The organism is Lentzea sp. NEAU-D7 (assembly GCF_026242055.1).
Lineage (GTDB): Bacteria > Actinomycetota > Actinomycetes > Mycobacteriales > Pseudonocardiaceae > Lentzea.
Genome location: NZ_JAPJDL010000006.1, coordinates 222,631 through 245,840 on the forward strand (window position 1 = coordinate 222,631; position 23,210 = coordinate 245,840).

Consider the following 23,210-nt stretch of genomic DNA (forward strand, 5'->3'; position numbering starts at 1 on the left):
CAAGGCTCCGGCACACAAACAAGCGCCGCTAGCTCAGTTGGTTAGAGCAGCTGACTCTTAATCAGCGGGTCCGGGGTTCGAGTCCCTGGCGGCGTACTCCAGAGAAGCAGGCAGAGATTCGTCTCTGCCTGCTTCTCTGCTTTTCGGGTACTGATCCGGCTTCTCCGCAGCCTCGTTGTGGACCATGATTTGCGGGTTAAGGACATCCCTGCGATCAAGGAGTCCCGCTGCTGTGAGGTGGTGCGCCCAGGCGGTGTTCTCTCGATGGGCGGTGCGGCTGGGAGGATGTCGGCGAGCCGATTGGCGAGGTGGCGCTGTGGCGCACACCGCAGGCGTGTTGTCGGTCGTAGCAGGCAGGCGCGCCGGGCGAGGTACGCAGCGCGCTCATCGCTTGGCGGGACGAGTGAGTCGACCAGTCTGGTGTTACGCACGTACTGGCAGTTCACGGTGGTCTTGCGGCCAGAGGCGATAGTGACCGGGCTGGTTCAGGCATAGTTTCTTGCGGGCTTCTGAGCTAGCGCAGCGGGTCAGGTCGCCGCCAAACTCGCGTGGATGCTCTCGGCCCGCTCTTCGACCTTTCGTCTGCCTGCCGCTGCAGTACCGCGACGATCTGCTCCCGTGTGACCTTGACCGCGGTATCTGGGTTCGGGACCGCGGCGAGAGCTGTCACCCGTGGACCCAGATCAGTTCCAATTGCGATCAGCATCCGGACTTGTGCCACGCCATCGGAGAGGTCGGTGATCAGCGCACATAAGCGCGTGATTCCTTCGACGCCGTTCGGTAGCCGAAGTGCGGCCGGTCACGTCCATGATCTTGATGTCGTGTTGACTTTGAGCCCAGGCACGACGTCCTTCAGCAGTCGCTCATCCCGGCCACCGGCGGGCGCACACGCCTCGAGAAGGACTGATCCGCTCCTCAACAGCCAAGTGCTCATCCACCAGCAGCCGTCGTGGCGCTGAGTGCCGGTCTCAACGCATGGCGAGCACTTGTCCTATCGCGACGACATCTGCCTTGCCGAGGTCTCGCAGCACGGTGCCACCTGCAGCGACGCCGCTCGTCGTCCCGCTGACGAGCCGGACCCGGTTGGCCGATGGTGCGACGCGTTGCCCCATCACGTCGACCACCATGCCGCTACACCGTCCAGCAGCCTCCAGCAGCTTCCAGTCTTGGCAATTGGACACGCAGGAGCTGTGCGGTCATCCGCGCGTCGGTCAGCGCTCGATGCGCGGGTTCACCCGCCTCGACTCCGGCGGCGGCAAGGCAATCGACGAGCTTTCTCCTGCCCTCGCCGTGCAGCCAGCGATCCGCTTCCATCGTGCACAGCCCGGCTGCGGAGGTGAGGCGCAGATCGGCACGTTCCAGCTCCGCCTCCAGAAACCGTCGTTCGAACGGGAGGTTGTGCGCGACGAGGACCACCCCGTCCAACTGCGCGGCAACCTCGTGCGCGATCTCGGCGAAAGTCGGCGCGCCGACCACGTCGGCATCGGTCAGACCGTGCACCCAGGACGCGTTCACCCCGCGCTGCGGATCGACGACGCTGCTCCACTCGCTCAGCACGGTGCCGTCCGGTGCCAGGCGCACGATGGCGATCTCGATGATCCGATCGCGGCGGCGTGGCGCGAAGCCTGTCGTCTCCAGGTCCACCACGGCGAACGGCAGGCCGCGCGCGGGCGCCTCTGGCCGTCCTACCGAGGCGCCATCGATCGGATCGGGGTCGACGAGCGGCAACGTCTCCGCGAGCGCCTTCAGCACCTCGCGGGCTTTGGGCAGGTTCAAATGTCCCTTGGCGTAGCCATAGGCGCGCATCGACGGGCCCAGGTGCACGTCGTGCTTGTCCACGACGGTGTTCGGCACCGCGGCGGCGAGTTCGACGTCGGCCGGCTCGTCGCACGCGAGCAGTCGCCTGACCACATGCCCCAGTTCGGCCGGGCCGCAGTTCGACACGGACAGCGCCACACCGTCCCTGCTCGTCTCCAAACCGGCCGTGGTCAACCACACCGCCAGCGTGTCGAGCACTCGGTCGCCCAGCCACGGGAAAACCACGGTGTCGTTGCCCCAGGCCAGAACCGGAGCCTCGGCGAGGTTGAGTCTGCGGTAGGAGTCACGGCCTTCCGCCAGAAGTTTCCGCGCGGTCGCGTCCAGGTACGGCGGCACCGCGCCGGACTCGTACCAGCGGCGCATCCGCTGCCTGATCTCGTCGCGGACCTCCGCAGCCACACCGGTGAAGGACGGCGCCCGGCCTCCCCTCGCAGCGTCGAGCTCGATCACCTTGCTGGCTGAGTCGACGGTCAGGACCTGCCAGCGACGACCCGCGAAGACGAGCAACTGACCTGGCATCACCGGGTACAGCACCGGAATCGTGCCGAGCGTGCGGCTCCCGTGGACCAAGCGGTACTCGTCGGAGCTGGCGAACGCCGCGTAGAAGCTGTAGTGCCCGACAATCCGCTCACCCACCGGCCCCAGCAGGAGGAGGCCTCCCGGCTCCTGCTCGATCAGCTCCGCCTTTCCGAGGTCGCGCAGCAGCTGGGCGAACATCTTCTGGTCGACGCGGTGGAAGGGACCGTTGCCGCACAACGCCTTCCACAGCTGCTCCGGTGCCGCGCCCTGGTGCTGCGCGATCACCGAGAGAACCTGCTGGACCAGGGTGGACAGGTGCAGCCCGGACAGGTCCGATGACTCGAACCAGCGCTCCCCGAGCAGGTCGATCATGGCGACGGTCTGGAAGAGCTCCGCCCGCAACTGGTCCGTAGGCGGCGTCGTCACCGCGATCTCGGGCTCTGCCACGTGTATACGGAGCTCCGCCGGGCTACCACGCCTGCCGGACCGGCCGAAGCGCTGCCGCAGTCCGGCGACACTCGGCGGGGCACCGATCTGGGCGACCGAAGTGATCGTTCCGATGTCGATGCCCATCTCCAGCGTCGATGTGCAGATCGCCGTCGTGGGCCGGGCGCTCCTGAGCTGTTCCTCCACCTGTTCGCGCACGTGCTTGGCCAGGTTGCCGTGGTGCGGGAAGAACTCGTTCGGCACGCCTCGTGCGTCCGACATCGCGCGCAACCGGTCCGCGTAGTACTCCGCGGCACCACGGCGGTTCGCGAACACGAGGTGGTTGCCACCACGCAACACTTCGTAGAGGTCGTCCGCGATGGCCAGGCTGCTGACCGGCTCGTCCGCGACCTCCTCTTCCGGAGTGACCTCCACGTAGCCACGCACGAGCAGCTTGAGCCCGGCACCGCGGTCGTTCGACTCGATCAAGCGCACCCGGCCGCCTCCGCCGGGCCTGAGGAAGTCCGCGGCCGCGGCCATGTCGCCGAGCGTGGCCGAGAGGCCGATCCTGGGCACGGTGCGCCGTACCGCGAGTTCCAGCCGGTGCAACAGGGACTGGAGCTGAGCGCCCCTTTCTCCGCCGACGAACGAGTGCATCTCGTCTACGACGACCCACCCGAGAGAGGTGAAGACGCGCGAGACCTCCGGCCCGCGCAGGACGAACATCGCCTCCAGCGACTCCGGGGTGATCAGCAGAATCCCCTCTGGCTGCGTGAAGACCTTCGCTTTGGCAGCGGCGGCGACGTCACCGTGCCAGCGGTGGACCGGGATGTCCAGCTGCTCGCACAGGTCGTCCAGCCGCCGGTACTGGTCGTTGATCAGCGCTTTCAGCGGCGAGACGTACAACGCCCTGATACCGGGGCCCGGATTGTTCAGCAGTGCCGAACAGATCGGCAGGAACGCCGCCTCGGTCTTGCCGGACGCCGTCGCCGCCGCGATGATCACGTCACGGTCAGCCGCCAGCACAGCCGGGATCGCGAGCTCCTGCACGTCGCGCAGATCAGGCCACTCCCGGCGCCACACCCACCTCCGCACGGCGTGGTGCAGCGCCGAGAAGTTCGCCGAGTGCGTAGGCTCAGAGGGTGAAGTCGACGAGTTCACCGGCATCCGCGCTCTCGCCGACGGGCTCCAGGTCTGGGTTCACCTCCGCCTCCAGCCTGACGCCGCCAACGAGCCTGCGCCAGTCGGTTCCCGGGTTGTTCTCCAGCACTGCCAACAGATTCAGGAACTCCTTGATGGTGGTGCGCGGCGTGCGGAAGTAGGCGTCACCGATTCGCTCCGCGCAGTGCCGCATGAACGCCTGCAACGTCTCGTCCGGCACCAGGTACGCCGCAGGATCTCCGCCGGCGACCACGTGGCGCAGCTTGGTCAACAGCACGTAGAAGTCTTCCTGCGTGAGGCTCGGCAACCTCAGCACAGGACCGGAGAAGTCGCTCAACCCGTTGATGGCGAACGCGTTTTCGGCCAGCCGCGACTCCAACGCCTCGTACGAGTAGAGCCCGCGACGGGTGTCCATCAAGAACTCCGGCGTGCCGCCGAACAGAAACCCGAGATGGGAGGACGTGCCCTGCAGGCTGTCGTTCACGATGCGCAGGATCTGCTCGAAATTCGCCGATCGCGCCTGCGCGGAGGTCAGCTTGTACAGGTTCACCATCTCGTCGAGGCACACCAGCAGACCGCTGTAGCCGGCCATGCGGACGAAGCGGGACAACAGCTTCAGCTGGTCGTAAAAGCTCGAGTCGTCGACGATAGTGCGTACGCCGAGGGCGGCACGCGCTTCAATCTTGGTCGAGAACTCACCGCGCAGCCACCGCACCGCGTCGGATTTGAGCTGCTCGTTGCCGGTGTCGTGACCACGCCAGTAGGCCGCGATCACCTCGGCGAAGTCGAACCCTCCAACCAGTTCGGACAGCTCGGCCATCCGTTCCCTGATCACGGCTTCCGGGCTGCTGCCGTGCTCGCGCGCCGCCGTCATCGCCTGGGACACGAACCGCTCGACCACGGCGCCCAGCGCCCCGCCGTCCGGCTTGGCCTGCGTCGCGGTGTTGCGAGTGAGCTCGGCGTAAAGGCTACGGGCCTGGCCACCTGTCGCGTGCAACCTCCGATCCGGAGCGAGGTCGGCGTGCATTGTGACGAGCTTCTGCTTCAGCGCGATCGACCGGACCAGGTGCAGGAAGAACGTCTTGCCTGAACCGTATTCACCGATCACGAACCGCGCGGTCGAACCACCGTCCGCGACGCGGTCGATGTCACGGACCAGCGACTGCACCTCGCTGTGGCGCCCGACCTGGATGTGCTGCTGTCCGACCCGCGGGACCACGCCCGCGCGAAGGGACTGCATGATCGCATCGCGGTCGCGGGGACGGATTCGGGTGTCGCTCATACGAGCAGCCCTCCTCGCGCGTAGTCGTTGATCAGGAACACGTCGTCCTCGCCCTCGACGAGGAGTTCGTCCGCGGCGTCCAGCGCGGCCTCGTTCACCGCGTCGAGCGCGCCTTCGAGCATCAGCCCCATCTCAGCACACAGCTGCTCGATCTCCTGACGCGTCCACTCAGGACGGTCAGCGATCCGTCGGGCGAACGCGGAGTGCGCGGGATCGAGACCAGCGACCAGCACAACGCCCGCTGGTGCCGGCGCGGCGGGCTCCTCCGGTTCGTCCACGAAGATGTCGGCGAGCAGTGCCGACACGGCGGCGGTCTCCGCGAGCTTCTGCTCGACCAGCGCCCGGTCGAGGACGATCTGCCCGGCAGGTGCCGACTCCGGCCGCGGTATCAGGAACCCGGTCGGCCGCCCGTCCCCGGTCTCGATGGTGACCGGGGCCGTGGCCGGCGGAGGCCCGGCGGCGGACACGTGCAGTTTCGCGTACACCGACTCGGGATCGAGCTCCAGCAGCGTGTAGATCTTGCGCAACGTCTTCACCTCGGCGGGCGAGATGTGGCCGTCGATCGCGGCGACCATGGTGAGGAAGTCTGCGACGTGGTCGCGCTGCTGACGGCTCAACGCGGTGAGCCGCTTCTTCAAGCCCGTGAGTTTCGTGTCCGAGGCCAGCAGCAACGCCAGGTGCGCGGTGAGCCGCAGCCGTTCGCCCGCGGACAGGTGCAAAGCGGATTCCAGGTGCTCGATCAGATGCGCGCGCTCAATTTCGGACACGTCGTCATCAGCAGCGCTGACCACCGCGGCCAGGTGCAGCAGGGTCGTCGCGGCGGTGTACTCGTGACTCGGGGTGGTGGGCAGCTCGTCCGTCGCGCGGAACAACACCGCGGGACCACCTGACAACACGGGTCCGCCCATGCGGACATCGGGCTCCACGCCGAGTCCCAGCCGTTCCAGCAGCTGGGCCAGGCTCACTGCGTCGGCCTTGGCGAACTTGCCCGGTACTCGGGACGGCCACACCGCGATCAGTTCCGCCGACTCCACCACCACGGGCCCGACGGACGGACCGAGCGTGCGCTGGACGAGGTCCCGCAGCGGCCGCAGTGCTTCCGCGTCGTGGTCGAGCAGTTCGGCCGGCAACAACGCCACTGCGGCCAGCGTGTTCCTGGCTTCCGGCTGTCTGCCGATCAGACGGCTGTACGCGTCGAGCAACGTGGTGCACTGCGCAACCAGCTGCGCGAGAGCGCGAGTCGCCACCGGTTCGGTCACCACGTCCGGGACGCTCAGTTCGAGCAGTGTGGTGTCCAGATCGCTGCTGGCCGGGCGGTACTCGACCGACAGACGGGGCCTGACCGGGTCGATGACCAGACCGTTTCCGTGCTCGCGCGCGTAGCGGGTGGCAAACAGCCGCCGGAACTCTTCCGGGCACCGAGCCGCCGGAGTGCGCGGGTAGATCTCCGGGTTGAGCAACGCCCAGCTGTGCGCCCACTCGGCGGGGACCGGCAGACCGTCCCTGGCGAACACCCCCAACCCCAGTGCCAGGGCGAACGGCGTCGGGTACTTGTCGGTCGTCGCCGGATCCGGCGGACTCGCTGGCGGATTCGGGCTTTGGGTGGTGAGCAGGAGTTCCAAGCAGTGCTGGAACTCCGAGGCGTATGAGTGAAAGGACGAGTTGCCGCCGTACACCCGCAACAACCGGAGCACTTCCGTGTAGATCCACCGCACGTCAACGCGTGCCACCGGATCGTGGACGGCGTCCAGCAACACGCGGCGCTCAAGACCGTAGAAGTACAGGAATACGTACCCGATGCAGGCGTCCGGTGCCGACCGCCCGCCTGCGAGCCAGGACAGGTACGCGCTGCGGGACCGCGGTGAGATCGAGTGGTAGGCGGGCCAGTACGGCAGGCCGACGCCGGCGTGGTCAGGGTGAGCATCATCGATCGGCAGAGCCGGGTCGATGCTCTCCGGCATCTCGTTGGACTCGTGCACGTCCCGAGGTACCGGACCGACGTACAGCATTCCTCCCTGGATCACGTGTGGTCCGATGCGGACCGTCACGCCCCGGGGAACCCACTCCGGACGGCGGGACGCCACGGCGAAGGGATGGACCTGAGCGGGTGGACCTCCCGGCCGCGGTGTGACAGGAGGTCGCATCGGCGGCGCGGGCGGGTACACCGGTGCCGCGAGCTTGGCTCGGACGCGTTCCAGGAAACCCACCAGTTCGCCGCCCCCAACTTCTTACGCCATCAACGATCCGGACGGCCACTACATCGTCCCGGCATCACACAGCGTTACGGGACCAAACGGGTGAACAATTTCGCTTGTCAACGAACCGATACGCAGGCACCCGAACTACTTCTTCCAGTGGATGCGGTACCTCCTGGACCCTGTACGTCACGCTGACCAAGCACACCGGCGCACGCCGCGCCGAGTACTACAGCCTGCGCAACCTCCCGGACTGCGCCCGCTACCAGGCCACCACCAACGTGTTCTTCCCGGCCCGTCAAAACTCCTCGCGACGGGTGACGGTGCGTCCGGCCAGGCCGCTACGCCCGGGCTCGTACCGCTGCCGCCACCGACTCCGCGCCGGACCAGTGCACGTCGTCGACCGGGCCGACCTCCACACATAGGGAGTGCAGCAGGTTCGCGTCCAGGGTGCGGAGGGTGCGCAGGACGTCCGGGACGCGGTTCACGCCCAGGCGGAAGTGGGTCGGGGCCTGGACCATCCGCGACACGCGGGTGCTGCGGCATTGGGCGGCAGCGTGTTCGTCGTGGTGCTTGGCCAGCTCACGGCTCCACGAGGTGGCCAGCAGCAGTTCACTCGCGTTCCACATCGGAGCCACGCCCACCGGCGACAGACGGGCTCTGGCCGCTCGGCGCAGATACCACACCAGGACCAGGCGACCGCTGAAAGCGGCTGCCGGGTCTGCCGCCACCCGGCCCAGGATCGACAGGGCAGTGGTGCAGGAGGTGGGCAGAGTGCTGGAGCGCAGAGGAAGTAGCAGAACCGCCACGCCCGTCGCCGCGTCGATCTCGAACGGATCGATGGTGGCCGCCTCGATCCCGCAGGTGGCAAGCGCATCGCACAGACCGTCGCCGGCGTCGTAGCCGGTGCCGTCCACGACCGCGGTTCCCCGGTGGGCCACGAGGTCCGGTTCGGGTGCGGCGGATCTCCGGAAGCGCGAGAAGCCGATCACGACGGGCCGCTCATGAGGAACAGTTCGACCAGCACGTCGCCGCTCGCTCCGTCCGACGCGCTGCCGATGTAGGCACGGACGTCCACGGCCGAAGCCAGCTGCGTGATACCGGCGGGCACCACCAGGGAACGCAGGTGTTCCGACACCACGGCACCGTCACCCAGCGAGCCCGTGCGCGAGACACCGAACAACAGAACCAGGCCCACCTTCGCGTCAGGCCCGATCTCGGCGGTCATGAGGTCGCGGAACTTCGCCACGGCCTCGGCGTCCGGGGTCGCGGGCATGCGGAACTTCCTGCTGGTCAACGACAAACCCTGCGGTGCCCCAACGCTCGGTGGTGGTGTGGTCGTGGTGGTGGTGCTAGTGCTGGTCGGCGCCGCGGTGACGGGGCGGGGGTCGGAGATCTCCGAGCCGATCACCACAACCACCAGCAGCAGGGCCAGTTCGGCGAACAGCCAGCCGGCCATGCCCAAAGTGCCGGACGCCGTTGCGCGGCGACGCCTCACCGGTTGTCCTCGTGCTGATCATCGGCGGCACGCAGGCCGTCGGACACCAGCGCCAGCCAGTTCACCTCGTCCACGACCTTCCCCAGCTCCGCCACGGTCTTCTGCAGCAGTGCGGACGTGCTGTCCAGCCGGCCAGCGGCCTGCGCGACCACATCGGCCACCGCTGTGAACGGCGCCTGCGCGGCGGCCAGCGCCTCGGTGTGGCCGACGTGTCTGTCGGCGATGGAGCGCGACTCGACGAGCTGCTCGAACGACCGGGACATCACCCGCTCGGAGACATCCACCGCCCGTTGCGCGGCCTCGGCGGCGCCCGAGACATCGGAGACGACGGACGCCAGCGGGTCGAGCCGACTGGTGATCACGCCGGCGGTGCGGTCCAGCTCCTCGCGAACCTCGGCCAGCCGCTCGGCCTGCTTGCCCAGCTCCGGGAGTGTGGCGATCAGCCGGTCCGCGCCCGCGACCAGCCGGTCCACCACCGTCGTCGCGCCGGCGAGTTCGCGGGTCGCGCCGCTGAACTGCCGGGCGGCGGCGGACAGCTCGACCGCAGCCTGCCGGGTGTGTTCCGCAACCTGCAGAGGTGCCAGGCCCGACCGCAACACGGCCAGCGGCGCCAGCAGATCGACCTCCAGCCTGTGCACGACGCGGTCCACGTCGTCGGCCAGGTTTTGGGCCTTGGCCGGGCCGCGGTGCCGCCACATGATCACCAGCACGGTGACAACGATCGCGAACGACAACCCGACCGGCCCTCGCCACAGCGGCTGGGTCATCCAGTCGGCGAAGAACGACGGGCGCGCCACCGCGTCGATCGAGGTGAAGTCCTTGACGTAGCTGTACTCCGCGATGCCGAGAATCGCCCACGTGAGCACGACCGGCACCAACGGCAACGTGCTGCCCGGCCGGGGTATCGGGTACTCGACGATCGCACGCAGGTATCCGGGTTCGCGCAGCTTCCACACCTCCGAGGCGCGGTTGACGGCCGCCGACCCGGCCTGGGCCTGTCTGGCCTGCTGCACGCCCTCGCCCAGCACGGCGCTCAGCTGCGCGAGGTGCGGCGGGCGGGTGTCCTGGCCGCACTTCGCCAGCCGGTCCAGTTCGATGATCGCGCGGGTGGCCAGCCGGTCGACCTGGTCGGCCGGCGTCTCTGGCCCTGGCGGGGGCATGTGCGGGTGCATCGTCGGCTCTCCGGGGTCATCATCGCTCGAGCATGTGGCGGGTCAGGAAGTAGACGGCGGTGAGCAGCGCCAGCGCCAGCACCACCACCAGCAGCCGCCCGATCAGCGGCCAGTGGGCAGACAGGTCGGGCAACCTCCGACGCTTGCCGACGACGGGCTCGACGTCCCGCTCCCGCGGCCGGCTGTGACGACTCGTCGAGTCGTGGTCCGCGGACGAGCCGTCGTCAACGAACGGGGTGCCCTCAGACGATGAGCCGTGGTCACCGAACCAGCTGCCGTCAGCGGACGGGTTGCGATCAGCGAACGGGCTGTCGTCGACGAACGCGCCGTGGTCGACGACCGGGGTGCGGAGGGGCGCGGTCTGCGGTGTGCTGGGCGTCGGTGTGCGCGGGACAGGGCTCGGTGTGTGCCGCAGCGGCGTGGCCTTCGGTTTCGACTGGCGGGAGCGGTGCGCCGGCGCGGTCCCGCCGACGGTCGTGCTCTTCTTCGCGCCGGCTTCCAGCTCAGCCGCTGTCTGCGCGAAAACCTCGCGCCGCACTGGTTCGGCCAGGTCCACGCCTTCGGCGAAGGTCTGCTGCGCCAGCACCAGCAACGACACCGGCAGCTTCCCGCCCCGGCCGAGGAGGTGCGCGAGCCCTTCGGACAGCACGACCGGCCGGCGCTTGGCCTCGACCAGCCCGTGCACGTCGAGCAGCCACTTCTCGACCGAGCTCACGACGCTCTTCCCCGTTGTCCGGTCGAGTACGTACTTGAGCAGGTCCGACGCCTGCCGATCGTCCGTGCACAGCGTCACGAAGCCGGCCGCGGCCTGGGGCGGCACGCCGGTGAGTCCGTCCACCACCAGCCGCACCTCAGCGATCGGGGCGGGCGCGGCGTCCAGGAACGCCAGGCTGTCCGGGCTGAGAGCCCCGGTGTCCCGGATCTCCGCCACGATCCGGTCGGTCGGCACGCCGTAGATCACGGAGGCCGGGTCGCTCGGGGGAACCCCGAGCAGGTCCAGCCATTCTTCGTGGCGGTGGACCAGGCCGTCCAACGGCCGGCCGGGCGCGATCACGTGGTCGCGCACGAACTCCACCATCTGCTCGTGCCGGTCCAGCCGCGCGCACAACAACTCGGCGAGCTTCAGATCCCACCCCGGCACCCGCGACGCGGCCGGCGGGAACAGCGCCGGGTTCGTGCCCGGCGCGGCGCGCTGATGCACGTCGAGCACGGTGTCGAACACCACGTGCTCGAGTGCCTCAGGCAGCCCGCGGACCAACCGGACGATCGCTTCGACGGGCGAGTCCGCGGTCCACTCGGCCAGCAGGTCGCGGCCTCGGCCGAAGGTCAGTCGATCATCACCCGCGTCGAGCAGCCGCGGCACGTCCGCCCGGTGGAAGTCCAGCTGCTCGGCCGCGACCAGCGCGGACAGCGCCTCCAGGCCGGGCTGTGCGGCGTAGTCCGGTGGCAACGCTGTTCCCTTGGTGGCGAGACCGACCAGCCAGTCCACGACCGCGCTCGCCTGCGGATGTCCGACCGGCGAGCCCGCGCGCTCTGGCGCGCGGTCGAGCCAGGACCGCAGTCCCGCGTTTCCGCCGGGCAGCTCCTGGGGCCAGCGGCCCGTCACGATCGGACGCGGATCCTGCACGGGCCTGCGCACCAGGTACGTCGACCAGACGTGCCGGGCCGCGACGTCCTTGGGCAACACGGCCAGCAGCGCGCCGATCGTCGCGGCGACGTCCACCGCCGATCCGGGAAGCACGATCTTGGTGTCGCACGAGAACAAGCCGCGCAACCCCGCCGAGAGCGCGTCCCACGGCACCGGACGCCGCCAGGCGTCGGCGATCCCGACCACGTCCGGGTGCGCCAACCGGCCGTCCGGGCGCACACACGCGCTCGCCCTGCTCCACAGCAGGTGGGGCGGGAAGTCCGCGCCCGCGAACAGGAACTGGCACATGCCCGCCTGCCCGAACTCACCACCGCGCCCCTGCACCGCGAAGCACCAGTGCGGCACATCTTCCACGTCCACCTGCCGCAGGCTCCACATCGGGTGGTGGTGCCCGTCGTCGACCGGCTCGGGCGGCTGGGGCACGTTGCCGCGCACCAGCTTCGCTGCGGCGGCGGCGAACGTGGGGGGAGGCTCCGGGCTGCCCTCGTCGACGTGCGGCACGAAGCCGCCGCCCTCCAGGTCTCCGTACTCCACGAGCACGAACTCGGTCATGGCCGCAGCCTCCCCAGCACGCACAGCAGCAGTTGTGACAGCGCGCTCGACGGCGCGCTGAGGTCGGTGAAGCGCCCCCGGCCCAAAGGCTTGAAGCTCACCGCGTCGTCCGCGGTCGGCACGGGGACCTGTCCCAGCGGCGAGCACAGGAAGAAGCGCAGTTCGCGCCACTCCTGGTCGAGCATCCGCTGGATCTGCTCACCGAATCCGAGGCCGTAGACGAGACCGCACGTCAGCGCGGACATCACCAGGTCACGGGTGCGCATCACCCGTGCCTGACCGACCTCCAGCGAGTTGGTCAGGTGCCGGTCCAGGGAAGGCACCTGGATCAGCCCGGGCGGCAGGAGCGCGGACGGGTCACCCGGCGGGATCTTCACCGTGTCCTTGTTGCCCAGGTGCACCAGGTTCCACAGCGCGACCGGGTTGTCGAAGTGCGTCACGAGCGCCTCGGCGATCTGCACCGCTGCCTTCGTGCGCACCTCGCCGTCGTACTGGTTGCGGGTGATCCGCTCGGCCACGGCCGCGGCGCCGGGGGCGAGCCGCAGCCGTGCCGTCGTGTGCCGCTTGGCGACCTCCAGCAGGTAGCGCGCAGTGCCGGTGACCACGTCGTCGGGACGCCCGTCGTGGTAGTCCAGACCGTCCGGGTCGCGGCCGATGTCGCGCAGCGAGCGGCCGCCCTCCAGCATCAGCCGGACCAGGTCCGCCTTCGTCACGCACACCAGCACCTGCTGCGTGCCGCCCAGGTCGACGGCGAGCGCGCCGGACAACTCGGCGAGCTGGCGGGCCAGCCGATCCTGAACGCCGTTGCGCTTGCGCCGCACCCGGTCGTGGTCGGTGTTCACGTCGGCGGCGGGCCGCATGCTCGCCCGCATCACGCGCGGCGCCTGCAACTCCGGCAGCAGGTGCGAGAACTCGGTGACCACCGGGTCCACGACCCACACCAGCGTGCCGTAGTTGCGCAACTGCCGTTGCCGGTCGTCGGCCTGCACCGTCCGCTGGTCGAACAGCTCGCCGGGCAGGTCGGCGATCGCGGTGAGCACCCGCTTGGTCCCGATCTGGTAGCGCCGCACGATGGGCTGCCGGATGCTTTTGCCCCACTCGGCGCCCGCGGCGTGGGTCTCGTGGATGCGATCGATCTGGTCGACCAGATCGGCGGACACCGTGTCGTTGAGGAACGCGACCGGCATCATCTCGTCGAGCTGGGTCGCGTTCATGGGCTGCCCGTCCTCCTCGGTGCGCGCGTAATGCGCGGTGAGGACGTTGAGCGGGTGCTCCTCCAGCACGTCCGAGGTCTGCGGGTCGATCCGGGTACCGTCGGCGTCCCAGTCGAGCGCGTCCAGGCCGGTCGGCGTGAGCTGTTGGTTGAGCATGCGCAGCACGAGGTAGCTCTTGCCCGCGGCCGTGCCGCCGATCACGGCGGCCACGTCGGTGCTGTCGACCGTCCACTCCGGATCGTGGCGGGCACCCGTGCTGCGGATGTGGTCGAGGAACACATGACCGTCGCCGCAGATCCGGTAGTACCACCGGATCCGGCGCTCCTGGAAGCCGGCGGACGCCCACGACTGGGCACCACCGAACAGGCCGATGCGCCACTCCATGTCGCCGGGCTGGGTGCCGTGCACCTGGAGCCAGAGGCTCGGCGAGCGCGGGTAGCCGTCGTCGTCCAGTGCGGGCGGCACACCGAGATCGGCGTAGCAGGCGGGGCACCGGCGCAACCGGTCGAGATTTCTGGTCATCGGCGGTCCCCTACGCGGCGAGGGTGAGCAGGACGGCTAGCACGATCAACACGGGGACGCAGGCGGCGAGCCACAGCCGGCACCGTCGCTGGGCGTACGACCGGCCCAGATCGGCCGCCTCCTGGAGGTAGCCGTTCAGGCGGGCTTCCACGTCACGCGCGGCGGACTCGGCAAGACCGCCCATCACCCAGTCGACGACGCGGTGGTCGACGCCGTCGTCGGCGCGACCACCCAGCGTCAGCGCCCTCACCGCGGCGGCCAGGTGGTCAGGTCCGGTCTTCCGGTACTTCGCGATCACTTCAGTCCTCCCGCGAGCGTCAACACGAGCAGCAGCAACGACACGCCGAACGCGATCCGCCCCAGCCACAACCACTTCCCGTACGCATCACGTGCGACCTGCTGTTGAGCAGCGCGCAGCCGGTCGATCAGCTCGTCACGCCATTCCGCCCACGCGGGCGCGCGTTCGTCGCGCACGTCCGTGCGGATGGCGGTGACCTCGCGGCCGAACCGGCCGGCCGCAATCCGGGCCGCCTCGGCCGGTGGCTCCACGCGTTCCGGGCTCCACAGCGCGGTCAGCCGCTCCAGCCACGCGGTCGCCGTCCACGAGCTCTCCAGCAGTGCGCCCGGCTGGAACGCGGAGGTCAGCTGGGCGGTGAACTTCGCCCACTCCGGCGACCACGCGTCCCGCAGGGTGTCGCTCACGAGCGAAACCGAGTCGACCGGCCGTTTGCCCTCTTCACCGCGCACCAGAGCGTCGACCTTGTCCACGCCGATCAGCGCGGTCAGCACTACGAGCACGAATCCGAACCGATCGTGCTCGGTGAGGTCGATGGTGTCGCGGGCACCGGGCGCGCGGATCTGCCGCGCGGCCCTGATCAACTCCGTGGAGGCGTACTCCGGGGTGAACCGCAGCTCGCCCACCGGCCCCACGGACCGGGTGATCGCGTCGCCGTCGATCAGCACGTAGGTGCTCCGGCCCTGCGCGTCGAGGTGGTGGCACACGTTCTGCGGCTTGATGTCGCAGTGCGCCACGCCCAGGTCGTGCAGCTTGTCCACACCGGCCGCGAGTGCCGTCAGCGCGGCGAGCTGCACGCCGCTGGGTGCCTTGCCCAGCTGCTCGTAACCGGCCCAGCCGACCACGTCCAGCAGCGGGCTCGCCACGAGCACGAAGCAGTCCGGCTGAGGCTGGCCGGGCACGCCGAACCAGGCGGACAACCGGTGCTCGGGTCCGCCTGCCACTGTCATCGGCACGGCCCGGGTCGTCAGCACCTCCGGCGGCGGGGTCGCGGCGACCAGGTGGATGGGGGCGACCGCCCAGGCTCGTTCGCCGGCCCTGCCCGCGACCGCGTTGGCCTGCCGCACCAGGCCCGCCTGGGTGGCCAGGTGCCGGCGCAGGTACGCGGCGTGCTGAGGGGTGGCGCAACGGTAGATCTTCACGTGCGAGCGCTCTGCCGAGCCGGGGTGCGTCGCCGTGGTGTGCAGGACCTGCACGTGCACGTCGCGCACGCGGACGTCGTCGCGTCCCGTCGGCAGCGGGAACCGGCGCCCGCCCGCCTTCGTGCCCGGCTCGGGCGGCTGGACCAGCAGCGTGCCGGGATGGCCGGGATCGGCGTACTCGGCCGGGTGCGGTGCGCCGTCGAGCACGTCGGCACCGCCGCCGGGGCCGGGCACCTCGTCGCTCCAGTCCACGAGCTCGTAGGTCAGCGCACGGGCTTCGCCACCGACCCGCGAGACGTAGCGGATCTCGCCTGAGGCGGGCACCGGCGCGCCGTCCGCAACCAGGTCCACCCCGTCGACGGACACGACGTAGTCGAGCCGCTCGGCGGCTCGGCGTGCGCTGAGCACCCCGTCGCGATAGCAGAGGTCCACGAGGTGGCCGTGCGGGATCCCAGCGAGCGACTGGGGCAGCAACAGCCCGACGCCGTCGTAGCCGGCAGCCGGACGCACCAGCGGCAGCCAGTCTGCCGCGGGCTCGAGCAGGAAGTGGAATTCCACGCCCGCGAAACCGAGCACCAGCAGGCGCGCGGACCCGTGGCTCTCCTCCGGCTCGGCTTCAGCGGTCTCGGCCTCGGGCAGTCCCCAGCGGACCGCACACGGGTGTGGAGCGTCCACGGCGGTGTCGAACTCGACGCGCACCCGACCGTCCCCGTTCCCGAACGTCGCGCGCACCTCGCGCACTCCATTGCGCACGTCGTTCTGCGCCTTGGCGGGCAACGCCCACGGCGTGAGCACGAGGACATGCGGCACCTGGTCGTCGGTAAGCAGCCTTTGCACGGACAGCTCCTCCTGCACCCTGGTGATCACCAGGGCGCGCACGTCCCCGACCCAGCGCTCGTCGCTCATCCCCGCACCTCCACGACCTCGTCGATCACCCTCTGCGCGAGCCACTTGGCCCGGCGCGATCCCTCGTTCTCGTCCTTCGTCTCCACCGCTATCGCGAAAGCGACCGGCCCGGCGGTGGAGTCCAGCGCGCCGACCACCCAGGCGACCTGCTTGGCGAACTCGCCCGCCGGCGGTTCCTCGTCCGGGCCGTACAGCTCGTGCGTGCCGGTCTTGACGCGCAGCGCGTGGTCTCCAGCCCGCAGCAAGTGCGCGGTACCGTCGTCGTCCTCGGTGACGCCCGCGAGTGCCTCGTCCAGTTCCCGCGCCTGGGCCTCCGTGAGCACCTGCCGCGCCTCGCCCCTGTAGCGTCGCTCGTTGCGCCCGAACGGATCGGCGGAGGCGGCCACGACGGTGGGTTGCACGGCCTTGCCCCCGTTGCGCAGCAGGGTCATCACGGTGGCCATCTGCAACGGCGTGCCGACCACACGGCCACCGCCCAGGGTGTTGTTGCCGATGCCTGCCATGCCCTCGGCGTCCACGTCGGCTGGCACGCAGGAAGCGGCGCCGGCCGCCGGACCGGCGAGCCACGCGCGTTGTTGTGGTGTGCTGCGGTCCAGCGCGCAGAAGCCGAGTGCGGTGGCGGTGTCGCGGATCTTCGCCCAGCCCAGTTGTTCGGCCAGCGCGACGAACGCGGTGTTGCACGAGACCGCGAGCGCCTGCTTGAGGGTGATCTTCCCGGCGGCGTCGGTGCCGCGGCACGGACCAGCGACGTAGTTCTTGATCGGAAGCCCGAACCGGGGTTTGTAGGTCGGCGGTGAGGGGATCTTGGTCTGCGCGGTGGTCCCGGGTTCTTTGAGGTACGTGGCTGCGAGCACGACCTTGAACGTCGAGCCGAGACCGTAGGCGCGGTCGAGGGCACGGTTCTGGTCCGCGGTGGGCAGCTTGTCGTCCGGAGTGCCCGGTGCGTACCGGCGGCGCTCGGCCAGGAACTCCGCTGCGAAGTCTTCGATCTTCTTGTCGAGGGACCACTTCTTGCAGCGGCCGTCCCACTCGAGGGTGTGGCAGTCCCGGTCGGACTCGTCGACCCGGTCGCCGTTGATGGGCCCGTAGTTGCGGTGGCTCTGGTAGTACGCTTCGACCTGGCCCTGATCCGGTTCCGCGGGCTCGACGTCCTCCTTCCAGCCAAGCGCACTGGGTGCGCTGGAGGCGGTGAGCACGTGCCCGGTTCTCGCGTCCACGATCACGATGCCGCCTGCGAGAGGGCCCTTGCCGTCAGCGTCGGCGCGCAAAGCCTCGGTGGCTGCCTTCTGGAGCTTCGGGTCGATCGTGAGGTCGACGTACCCGGCCCGCGGTCCGCCGGGCGTGGGCAGGACGCGTTCGCGCAGCGAGGTGCCCGAGCCTCCATCCAGGATCGGGTCGAGCGCGTAGGCCAGTGAGCTGCTCGTGCCGTGCAGGTGCAGGAGCCCGGTCAGGTCGGAGAAGGACAGAGCGGGCTGGTCACCTTCGCGCCACTCCTGTTCGGCGCGATCCCGGACGTACTGGACTTGGCCGCCGATCCGGAGTTCGGCCGACGTGCGACGGTTGGCCGTGCGGTCGGTGGAGCACCGCGCCGGATCGACGCGGGCGTCCTGGGTGAGGCAGAACACGCGGTCCTCGGCGTACCTGCCGTAGGGCGCGATGGTGATCGTGGTGGCCAGGAACGCGGAGCTGAGGAACATCGCGATCAGACCGACCGGCGCGACCCGGCGGAGCCGGCCGTGGTGCAGCCCGGCTGGCACCGGAGTGTGGTTCACGACGGCGCGCGCCGTCGTGGTGGGCACCGGGCACGCGGGCCGGTCGGCTCGATACAGCAGCCATACCGCCATCAGCACGCCCGCCGTGAGTGCGAGCGTGGACTGGCCGCCTCGGGACAGGAACGGTGCCGTGATGCCCGAGTGCGGCAACAGGTTCAGCGTGGTGACCAGAACGAAGCCGAACTGGGCGACCAGCATGCCGGCGAGGCCGGCGGCGAACAGCCGGGCCGCGCGGATCCGGCGCTGCACGGCCTGGTCGTCGGTGTCGGCGAACCGGTCCAGGTGTGTGCGGCAGCGAGCCAGGGCGACCGCGAGCATGGCCAGCAGCACGGCGAGCAGGATGATCGCGATGCCTCCGAGCTTGTTCCAGGCCACCGCGAGGATGAAGTCCGTGCTGCCCGCGGGCAACTGGCCCAGCAGCGTGTCGGACAGCCCGCGGCCCCACAGCCCGCCGTCCGCGACCGCCGCCATCGACTGCGCGATCTGCGAGCGCTTGCCCGCGGAGGCGCCGTCGAGCGTCTCCAGGCAAGGCAGCAGACCGTCCGGCGTGTCGGTCGGCACGATCACGCCCGAGGGTGCGGGCGCGCAGGCCACCGACCAGTTGAACGTCCACGGGCGATGCCACGCGTCTTGCCGCGTCTGCACGTACGGCATCTGCAACACCGGAATTGCGACCAGCACCACCAAGCCCAGCGCGGACCACAGCGACCGGCTGGCCTTGAGCGTGTTCCGCAGCCGCGCACCGGAGCGAACCTGGAGGCGCAGCAAGAAGACCACGACCGTGAACGTGGCGGCGAACAGCGGGATGGTGGGCCCGATGTCTCCCTTGAGCAGACCGGCGACGCCCACCGCGCCGAAGATCATGAGCGTGTAGACGACGTGCTTGCTCTTCGCCAGCGCACGGCGGGCGCCGAGCACGGAGAGGTCGGCGCGGAACTTGCCGGGCCGAGCTTGGAACCCGATGGCGTAGCGGGCCAGGATCACCGCCAGCACCCAGATGAAGAGGACCTTGCCGTATTCGGCGGTGGCGAGTTCCAAGAAGACGAGGTCCGCGTCGTTTTCGCCCTCGGGGTAGAAGATCGGCGCCACGAACAGCAGCACGACAGCGCCCACTCCAGCCAGGTAGACGATCGAAGGCCGCTTCGGCAGCTTCCCCCGCCAGGCGGCGACCCTCCGCGAGTCCACCACGCGCTCGGCGAACAGCAAGGCCGCCAGCACGACCAACGGCAGTGCGACCGAGCGCGCGACCTCCTTGAGGGCGTCTTTCGTGAACGAGAGCGCGAAGCCGACCGACGGGTCGGGCGCGACCGCGAGCCGAACCGCCAGCACCAGGCCGACCAGCAGCAGCGTCGCGGTCGAGAGCAAGACCGCGAGCACCGGACCGGCGACCGAGTCCTCACCACGCCGGCCGTGCTCAGCGCGCAGTCTCTTCAGAGACAGGAACACCAGCCCGCCAAGCAGCCCGGAGCACACCAGGAACCACGGCGCCAAGCGGAAGACGCCGACGCACGCTCCGGCAAGCACCAGGGCGAGCGGGGTGTAGATGGCGGCGTCAGGTCCGCGCAGATAGCGCGTCCGCCCTGCGTGGACATACCGAGGCGGGGCACCGTCGGCGGCCATCACGACGCTCTCGCGACCAGTGAAGAAGCGGTAGGAATTGACGAGCGCGAGCACCAGGCCCGCGAGCAGGAGCAGTCGACTCCAGGCCGTCGGTCCGGCGAAGAACAGCGCCAAGGCCGCGACAATCTCCGTCATACGCTCCGATCCTCCCCAAATAATTGTCGCCGGGCTGATCGGCGAAACCCTCGGAGGCGTTACCGATGTACCGCAATGTCATCAAGTTGCGTTCCGCGACAACGGCGTCACGCGGCCGGTTTCACAGTCCAACAGCCACAACGCGCAGCACACCCAAGTGGCTGACTTCGAATGAACGAGGGCGTGTCCGGCCACACCGTTTCCACTGGCACCACAGGTGTGCGACCTGCAGATCCGTCATCAATTCCTGGCCGGAGAGAATTTATGCGAAACACGAGCGTGCCGCATTCAGGTTCGCGAGGCTGAGTGCGACCAGCCTGACCAGCCGCATCGCACAACCCCAGCCACATCGACATCACCACTACGGCGACGAGCAGGAACCCCGCGTAGAACCACCCACGCTCCCTCAGACCGAGCGGGGTGTCCCACCGCTACCATCCACAAGTCCGTTGACTTCGCCGAACCCGAGTTGACAGGCAATACATCGTCGGGCCACAAAATTCGTTACACGAGGAAAAGTGGACAGATCGTGGACACCCCAAACCGCGGTCAGCTCGACGAGGCCGCACACTCACCCCGCATTCGCCCGGACAGATCGCAGCCCCTCGACAGGAGCAACGAAAGGACTCCGCCCCAGGAACCTGCCGGTACTTCATCGCGAATTCTCGACAAATCGGGAGTACGAGCTCGCAGCCGGGAGAACCCGCCTCCGCGCTGAGCAGGTCGACCGCGGTGGCGAATCCACTTCGGACAAAACGACTTCGATCACGAAGCAGACCATCCGGTCGAAGTCTGCGCTGACGGTTCGCTTGAGCGGCGTCGTGACCACGTCACCGTCCGAGCTGACACACGCCGACGGGTCGAAGGAGGTGCCGGCTCGGCCCGCTCGGCCTGCTCCTCTGCTTTTCGGCCCGTCGCGCCGCGCCACCGGCGGAGTGCCTGACCGGGATCTCCGGCGGCACTTCGACCTCGCCACACTCCATCCGGGTTTGCAGCAGTGACGGCGGGGAATCCTCTGGACAGGCGCGGAACTACGCGCTTCTCACTTCACCGATGACCCCAGACCCCGGCGTCGGAGATCGACTCCGGAGGTACTGCCGTCGTGACGACCGACCGCGGGGACACGTCTCCCACGGGAAATCCGATTCCCCGTGCACTGCGTGTCAGCGCGGCTCTGGGCTGGCGCTTTCTCGTCGTGGTGGCCTCGCTCTACGTCGTCGGCGTCATCTTCGGCAGGCTGGCGTCACTCGTCGTGCCGCTCGCGATCGCGCTGTTGCTGGCGGCGTTGCTCGCGCCGGCCGTGGGTTTCCTCATGGCGAAGCGCTTTCCCCGGGGTCTCGCGACCCTGGTGGTGCTCGTCGGCGGGCTGGCGGTGCTGGGCGGGCTGCTCACGTTCGTCGTGGTGACCTTCGTGAACGGTGTGCCTGACCTCGCGGCGCAGCTGGCCCGCAGCATCGACGCGGTGTCCGGCTGGCTCGTCAACGGACCGTTGCAGCTCAGCGAGGGCCAGCTGCGCGAGTTCGCCGACCGGGTCGTGAAGACGTTGCAGGACAACCAGTCCGGCATCACGTCGAGTGCTCTCACGACGGCGGCGACGGTCGGCGAGACCCTCGTCGAGATGTTGCTGGTGCTGTTCTCGCTCGCGTTCTTCCTCTACGACGGCCCGCGGATCTGGCAGTTCCTGATCCGCGTCGTTCCCGACGGACCTCGCAGGCGGGTGGACGTCGCCGGCAGGCGCAGCCTGGCCGCGTTGGTCAGCTACGTCCGCGCGACCGGAGCGGTCGCCGTGGTGGACGCGCTCGGCATCGGCATCGGGCTGGCCGTGCTGAAGGTGCCGCTGGCGGTTCCGCTGGCGGCACTGGTGTTCATCGGCGCGTTCGTCCCGATCTTCGGTGCGGTGGTGGCGGGTGGCGTGGCCGTCCTCATCGCGCTCGTCGCCAACGGCCCGGTGACCGCCACGATCGTCCTGATCATCGTCATCGCCGTGAACCAGCTGGAAAGTCATGTCCTGCAACCGTTCCTGCTGGGACGGGCGGTCAAGCTGCACCCTCTCGCGGTGGTGCTGGCCATCGCGTCGGGACTGCTCGTCGCGGGCATCGCGGGTGCCCTGCTCGCGGTACCGCTGCTGGCGGTGCTCAACTCCGCGATCCGCTCGCTGCTGAGCGAGGCGGACGAACACGTGGCACCCGCCGACGTGCGCACCAGTGAACCTGAGGAGTCCGGACCGGACGAACCCGGGCTGGACACCGAAGCCGACCAACCGAAAACCGGAGCAGGATCATGACCTCGACCCAAGACGTGTCGACGACCACAGCCGAACGGCCTCGGGGCAGCGACTTCGCCCGCCTGACCAAGGAGCTCAAGGCGGCCGGCCTGCTGGACCGCCGCCGCGGCTACTACGCGCTGCGCATGGCGATCAACGCCGTGCTGCTCGGCGGGATCGCCGTGACGTTCGTCCTGCTCGGCGACTCCTGGTGGCAGGTGCTCCTCGCGGTGGCCCTGGCCGTCGCGTCGACGCAGCTCGCGTTCATCGGGCACGACGCGGGACATCGGCAGATCTTCCGCAGCCACCGCCACAACGACCTGGTCGGACACCTGCACGGCAGCCTCACCGGCATCAGCTTCCAGTGGTGGGTGGCCAAGCACACCCGTCACCACGCCAACCCCAACCACGAGGGCCAGGACCCGGACATCGAGATCCACGCCCTCGCCTTCAGCCGCGCGCAGGCGCACGGCAAACGCGGCGTGTACGGCTGGATCACCAAGCACCAGGCGTTCCTCTTCTTCCCGCTGCTGCTCGCCGAGGCCGCGGTGCTGCGGATCTCCGGTCTGGTCGCCCTGTTCCGCCGGGAACTGCGCAACCCGTGGCGTGAGGCCGCGCTCCAGTTCGTGCCGCTGGCCGGCTATCTGGTCGCGGTGTTCCTGGTGCTCTCACCGCTGAAGGCCGTCGTGTTCATCGCCGTGCACCAGGGTCTGATGGGCGTCTACCTGGGGTGCTCGTTCGCGCCGAACCACAAGGGGATGCCGATCATCGCCGAGGGCCAGCGCCTCGACCACCTCCACAAGCAGGTGCTGACCTCGCGCAACGTCACCGGTGGCCGCTGGGTCGACGCCCTGCTCGGCGGGTTGAACCACCAGATCGAGCACCACCTCTACCCGCACATGCCCCGCCCGAACCTGCGCCGTGCGCAGCCCGTCGTGGAGAACTTCTGCGCCAGGCAGGGCATTCCGTACAGCAAGACCACCATGGTCCGCTCCTACGCCCAGGTGCTGCGGCACCTGCACGACGCCGGAGCGCCTCTGCGCGGCACGGCGCGCTGACTCCGCCTGCGG

The 23,210-nt window shown here is 69.3% G+C and carries 14 protein-coding genes and 1 tRNA gene; 3 read left to right on the top strand and 12 right to left on the bottom strand.

Annotated elements, in window-relative coordinates; genetic code table 11:
- The first annotated feature begins 22 nt into the window (after positions 1-22).
- A tRNA-Lys gene (locus ORI60_RS15210) sits at positions 23-96 on the top strand.
- Positions 97-968: 872 nt separating this feature from the next.
- Here ORI60_RS15210 and ORI60_RS15215 read toward each other — a convergent pair.
- The 12 genes from ORI60_RS15215 to ORI60_RS15270 form a co-directional block, all read right to left on the bottom strand.
- Complete coding sequence (locus tag ORI60_RS15215) at positions 969-1,127, bottom strand: hypothetical protein (RefSeq protein ID WP_266037879.1); 159 nt, start codon at positions 1,125-1,127, stop codon at positions 969-971.
- A 4-nt stretch (positions 1,128-1,131) separates the two neighbouring features.
- Positions 1,132-3,858, bottom strand: a complete 2,727-nt coding sequence (locus ORI60_RS15220) for a DEAD/DEAH box helicase (protein WP_266037880.1) — start codon at positions 3,856-3,858, stop codon at positions 1,132-1,134.
- Positions 3,859-3,898: 40 nt separating this feature from the next.
- Positions 3,899-5,206, bottom strand: a complete 1,308-nt coding sequence (locus tag ORI60_RS15225; protein WP_266037881.1) for an ATP-binding protein — start codon at positions 5,204-5,206, stop codon at positions 3,899-3,901.
- Entirely contained in the window at positions 5,203-7,350 is a 2,148-nt protein-coding gene (locus ORI60_RS15230; protein ID WP_266038028.1) for a TerB N-terminal domain-containing protein, read from the bottom strand. Before ORI60_RS15230 ends, ORI60_RS15225 begins: the two co-directional genes overlap by 4 nt.
- Before the next feature lie 392 nt (positions 7,351-7,742).
- Entirely contained in the window at positions 7,743-8,318 is a 576-nt protein-coding gene (locus tag ORI60_RS15235) for a hypothetical protein (protein ID WP_266037882.1), read from the bottom strand.
- A 71-nt stretch (positions 8,319-8,389) separates the two neighbouring features.
- Positions 8,390-8,899: a hypothetical protein gene (locus tag ORI60_RS15240; RefSeq protein ID WP_266037883.1), complete on the bottom strand. Its 510-nt coding sequence runs from the start codon at positions 8,897-8,899 to the stop codon at positions 8,390-8,392.
- A complete protein-coding gene (locus tag ORI60_RS15245; RefSeq protein ID WP_266037884.1) occupies positions 8,896-10,059 on the bottom strand; it encodes a hypothetical protein in 1,164 nt (387 codons plus the stop codon). Before ORI60_RS15245 ends, ORI60_RS15240 begins: the two co-directional genes overlap by 4 nt.
- A 31-nt stretch (positions 10,060-10,090) precedes the next feature.
- Positions 10,091-12,271 carry a hypothetical protein gene (locus ORI60_RS15250; RefSeq protein WP_266037886.1) on the bottom strand — a complete coding sequence of 727 codons (2,181 nt, stop codon included), beginning with the start codon at positions 12,269-12,271 and terminating at the stop codon, positions 10,091-10,093.
- Positions 12,268-14,007, bottom strand: a complete 1,740-nt coding sequence (locus ORI60_RS15255) for a hypothetical protein (RefSeq protein ID WP_266037888.1) — start codon at positions 14,005-14,007, stop codon at positions 12,268-12,270. Before ORI60_RS15255 ends, ORI60_RS15250 begins: the two co-directional genes overlap by 4 nt.
- Before the next feature lie 10 nt (positions 14,008-14,017).
- Complete coding sequence (locus ORI60_RS15260; RefSeq protein WP_266037890.1) at positions 14,018-14,305, bottom strand: hypothetical protein; 288 nt, start codon at positions 14,303-14,305, stop codon at positions 14,018-14,020.
- Positions 14,302-16,350, bottom strand: coding sequence for a hypothetical protein (locus ORI60_RS15265; RefSeq protein ID WP_266037892.1), 2,049 nt, complete (start codon positions 16,348-16,350; stop codon positions 14,302-14,304). Before ORI60_RS15265 ends, ORI60_RS15260 begins: the two co-directional genes overlap by 4 nt.
- Positions 16,347-19,877 (bottom strand): penicillin-binding transpeptidase domain-containing protein, encoded by a 3,531-nt coding sequence (locus tag ORI60_RS15270; protein WP_266037894.1) that lies wholly within the window; start codon positions 19,875-19,877, stop codon positions 16,347-16,349. Before ORI60_RS15270 ends, ORI60_RS15265 begins: the two co-directional genes overlap by 4 nt.
- A gap of 1,102 nt (positions 19,878-20,979) precedes the next feature.
- On the opposite strand from ORI60_RS15270, the gene ORI60_RS15275 reads away from it, so the two are divergent.
- Positions 20,980-22,161 (top strand): AI-2E family transporter, encoded by a 1,182-nt coding sequence (locus ORI60_RS15275; RefSeq protein ID WP_266037896.1) that lies wholly within the window; start codon positions 20,980-20,982, stop codon positions 22,159-22,161.
- Positions 22,158-23,198 (top strand): fatty acid desaturase family protein, encoded by a 1,041-nt coding sequence (locus ORI60_RS15280; protein WP_266037898.1) that lies wholly within the window; start codon positions 22,158-22,160, stop codon positions 23,196-23,198. The genes ORI60_RS15275 and ORI60_RS15280 overlap by 4 nt, the downstream gene beginning before the upstream one ends.
- Positions 23,199-23,210: the final 12 nt, after the last annotated feature.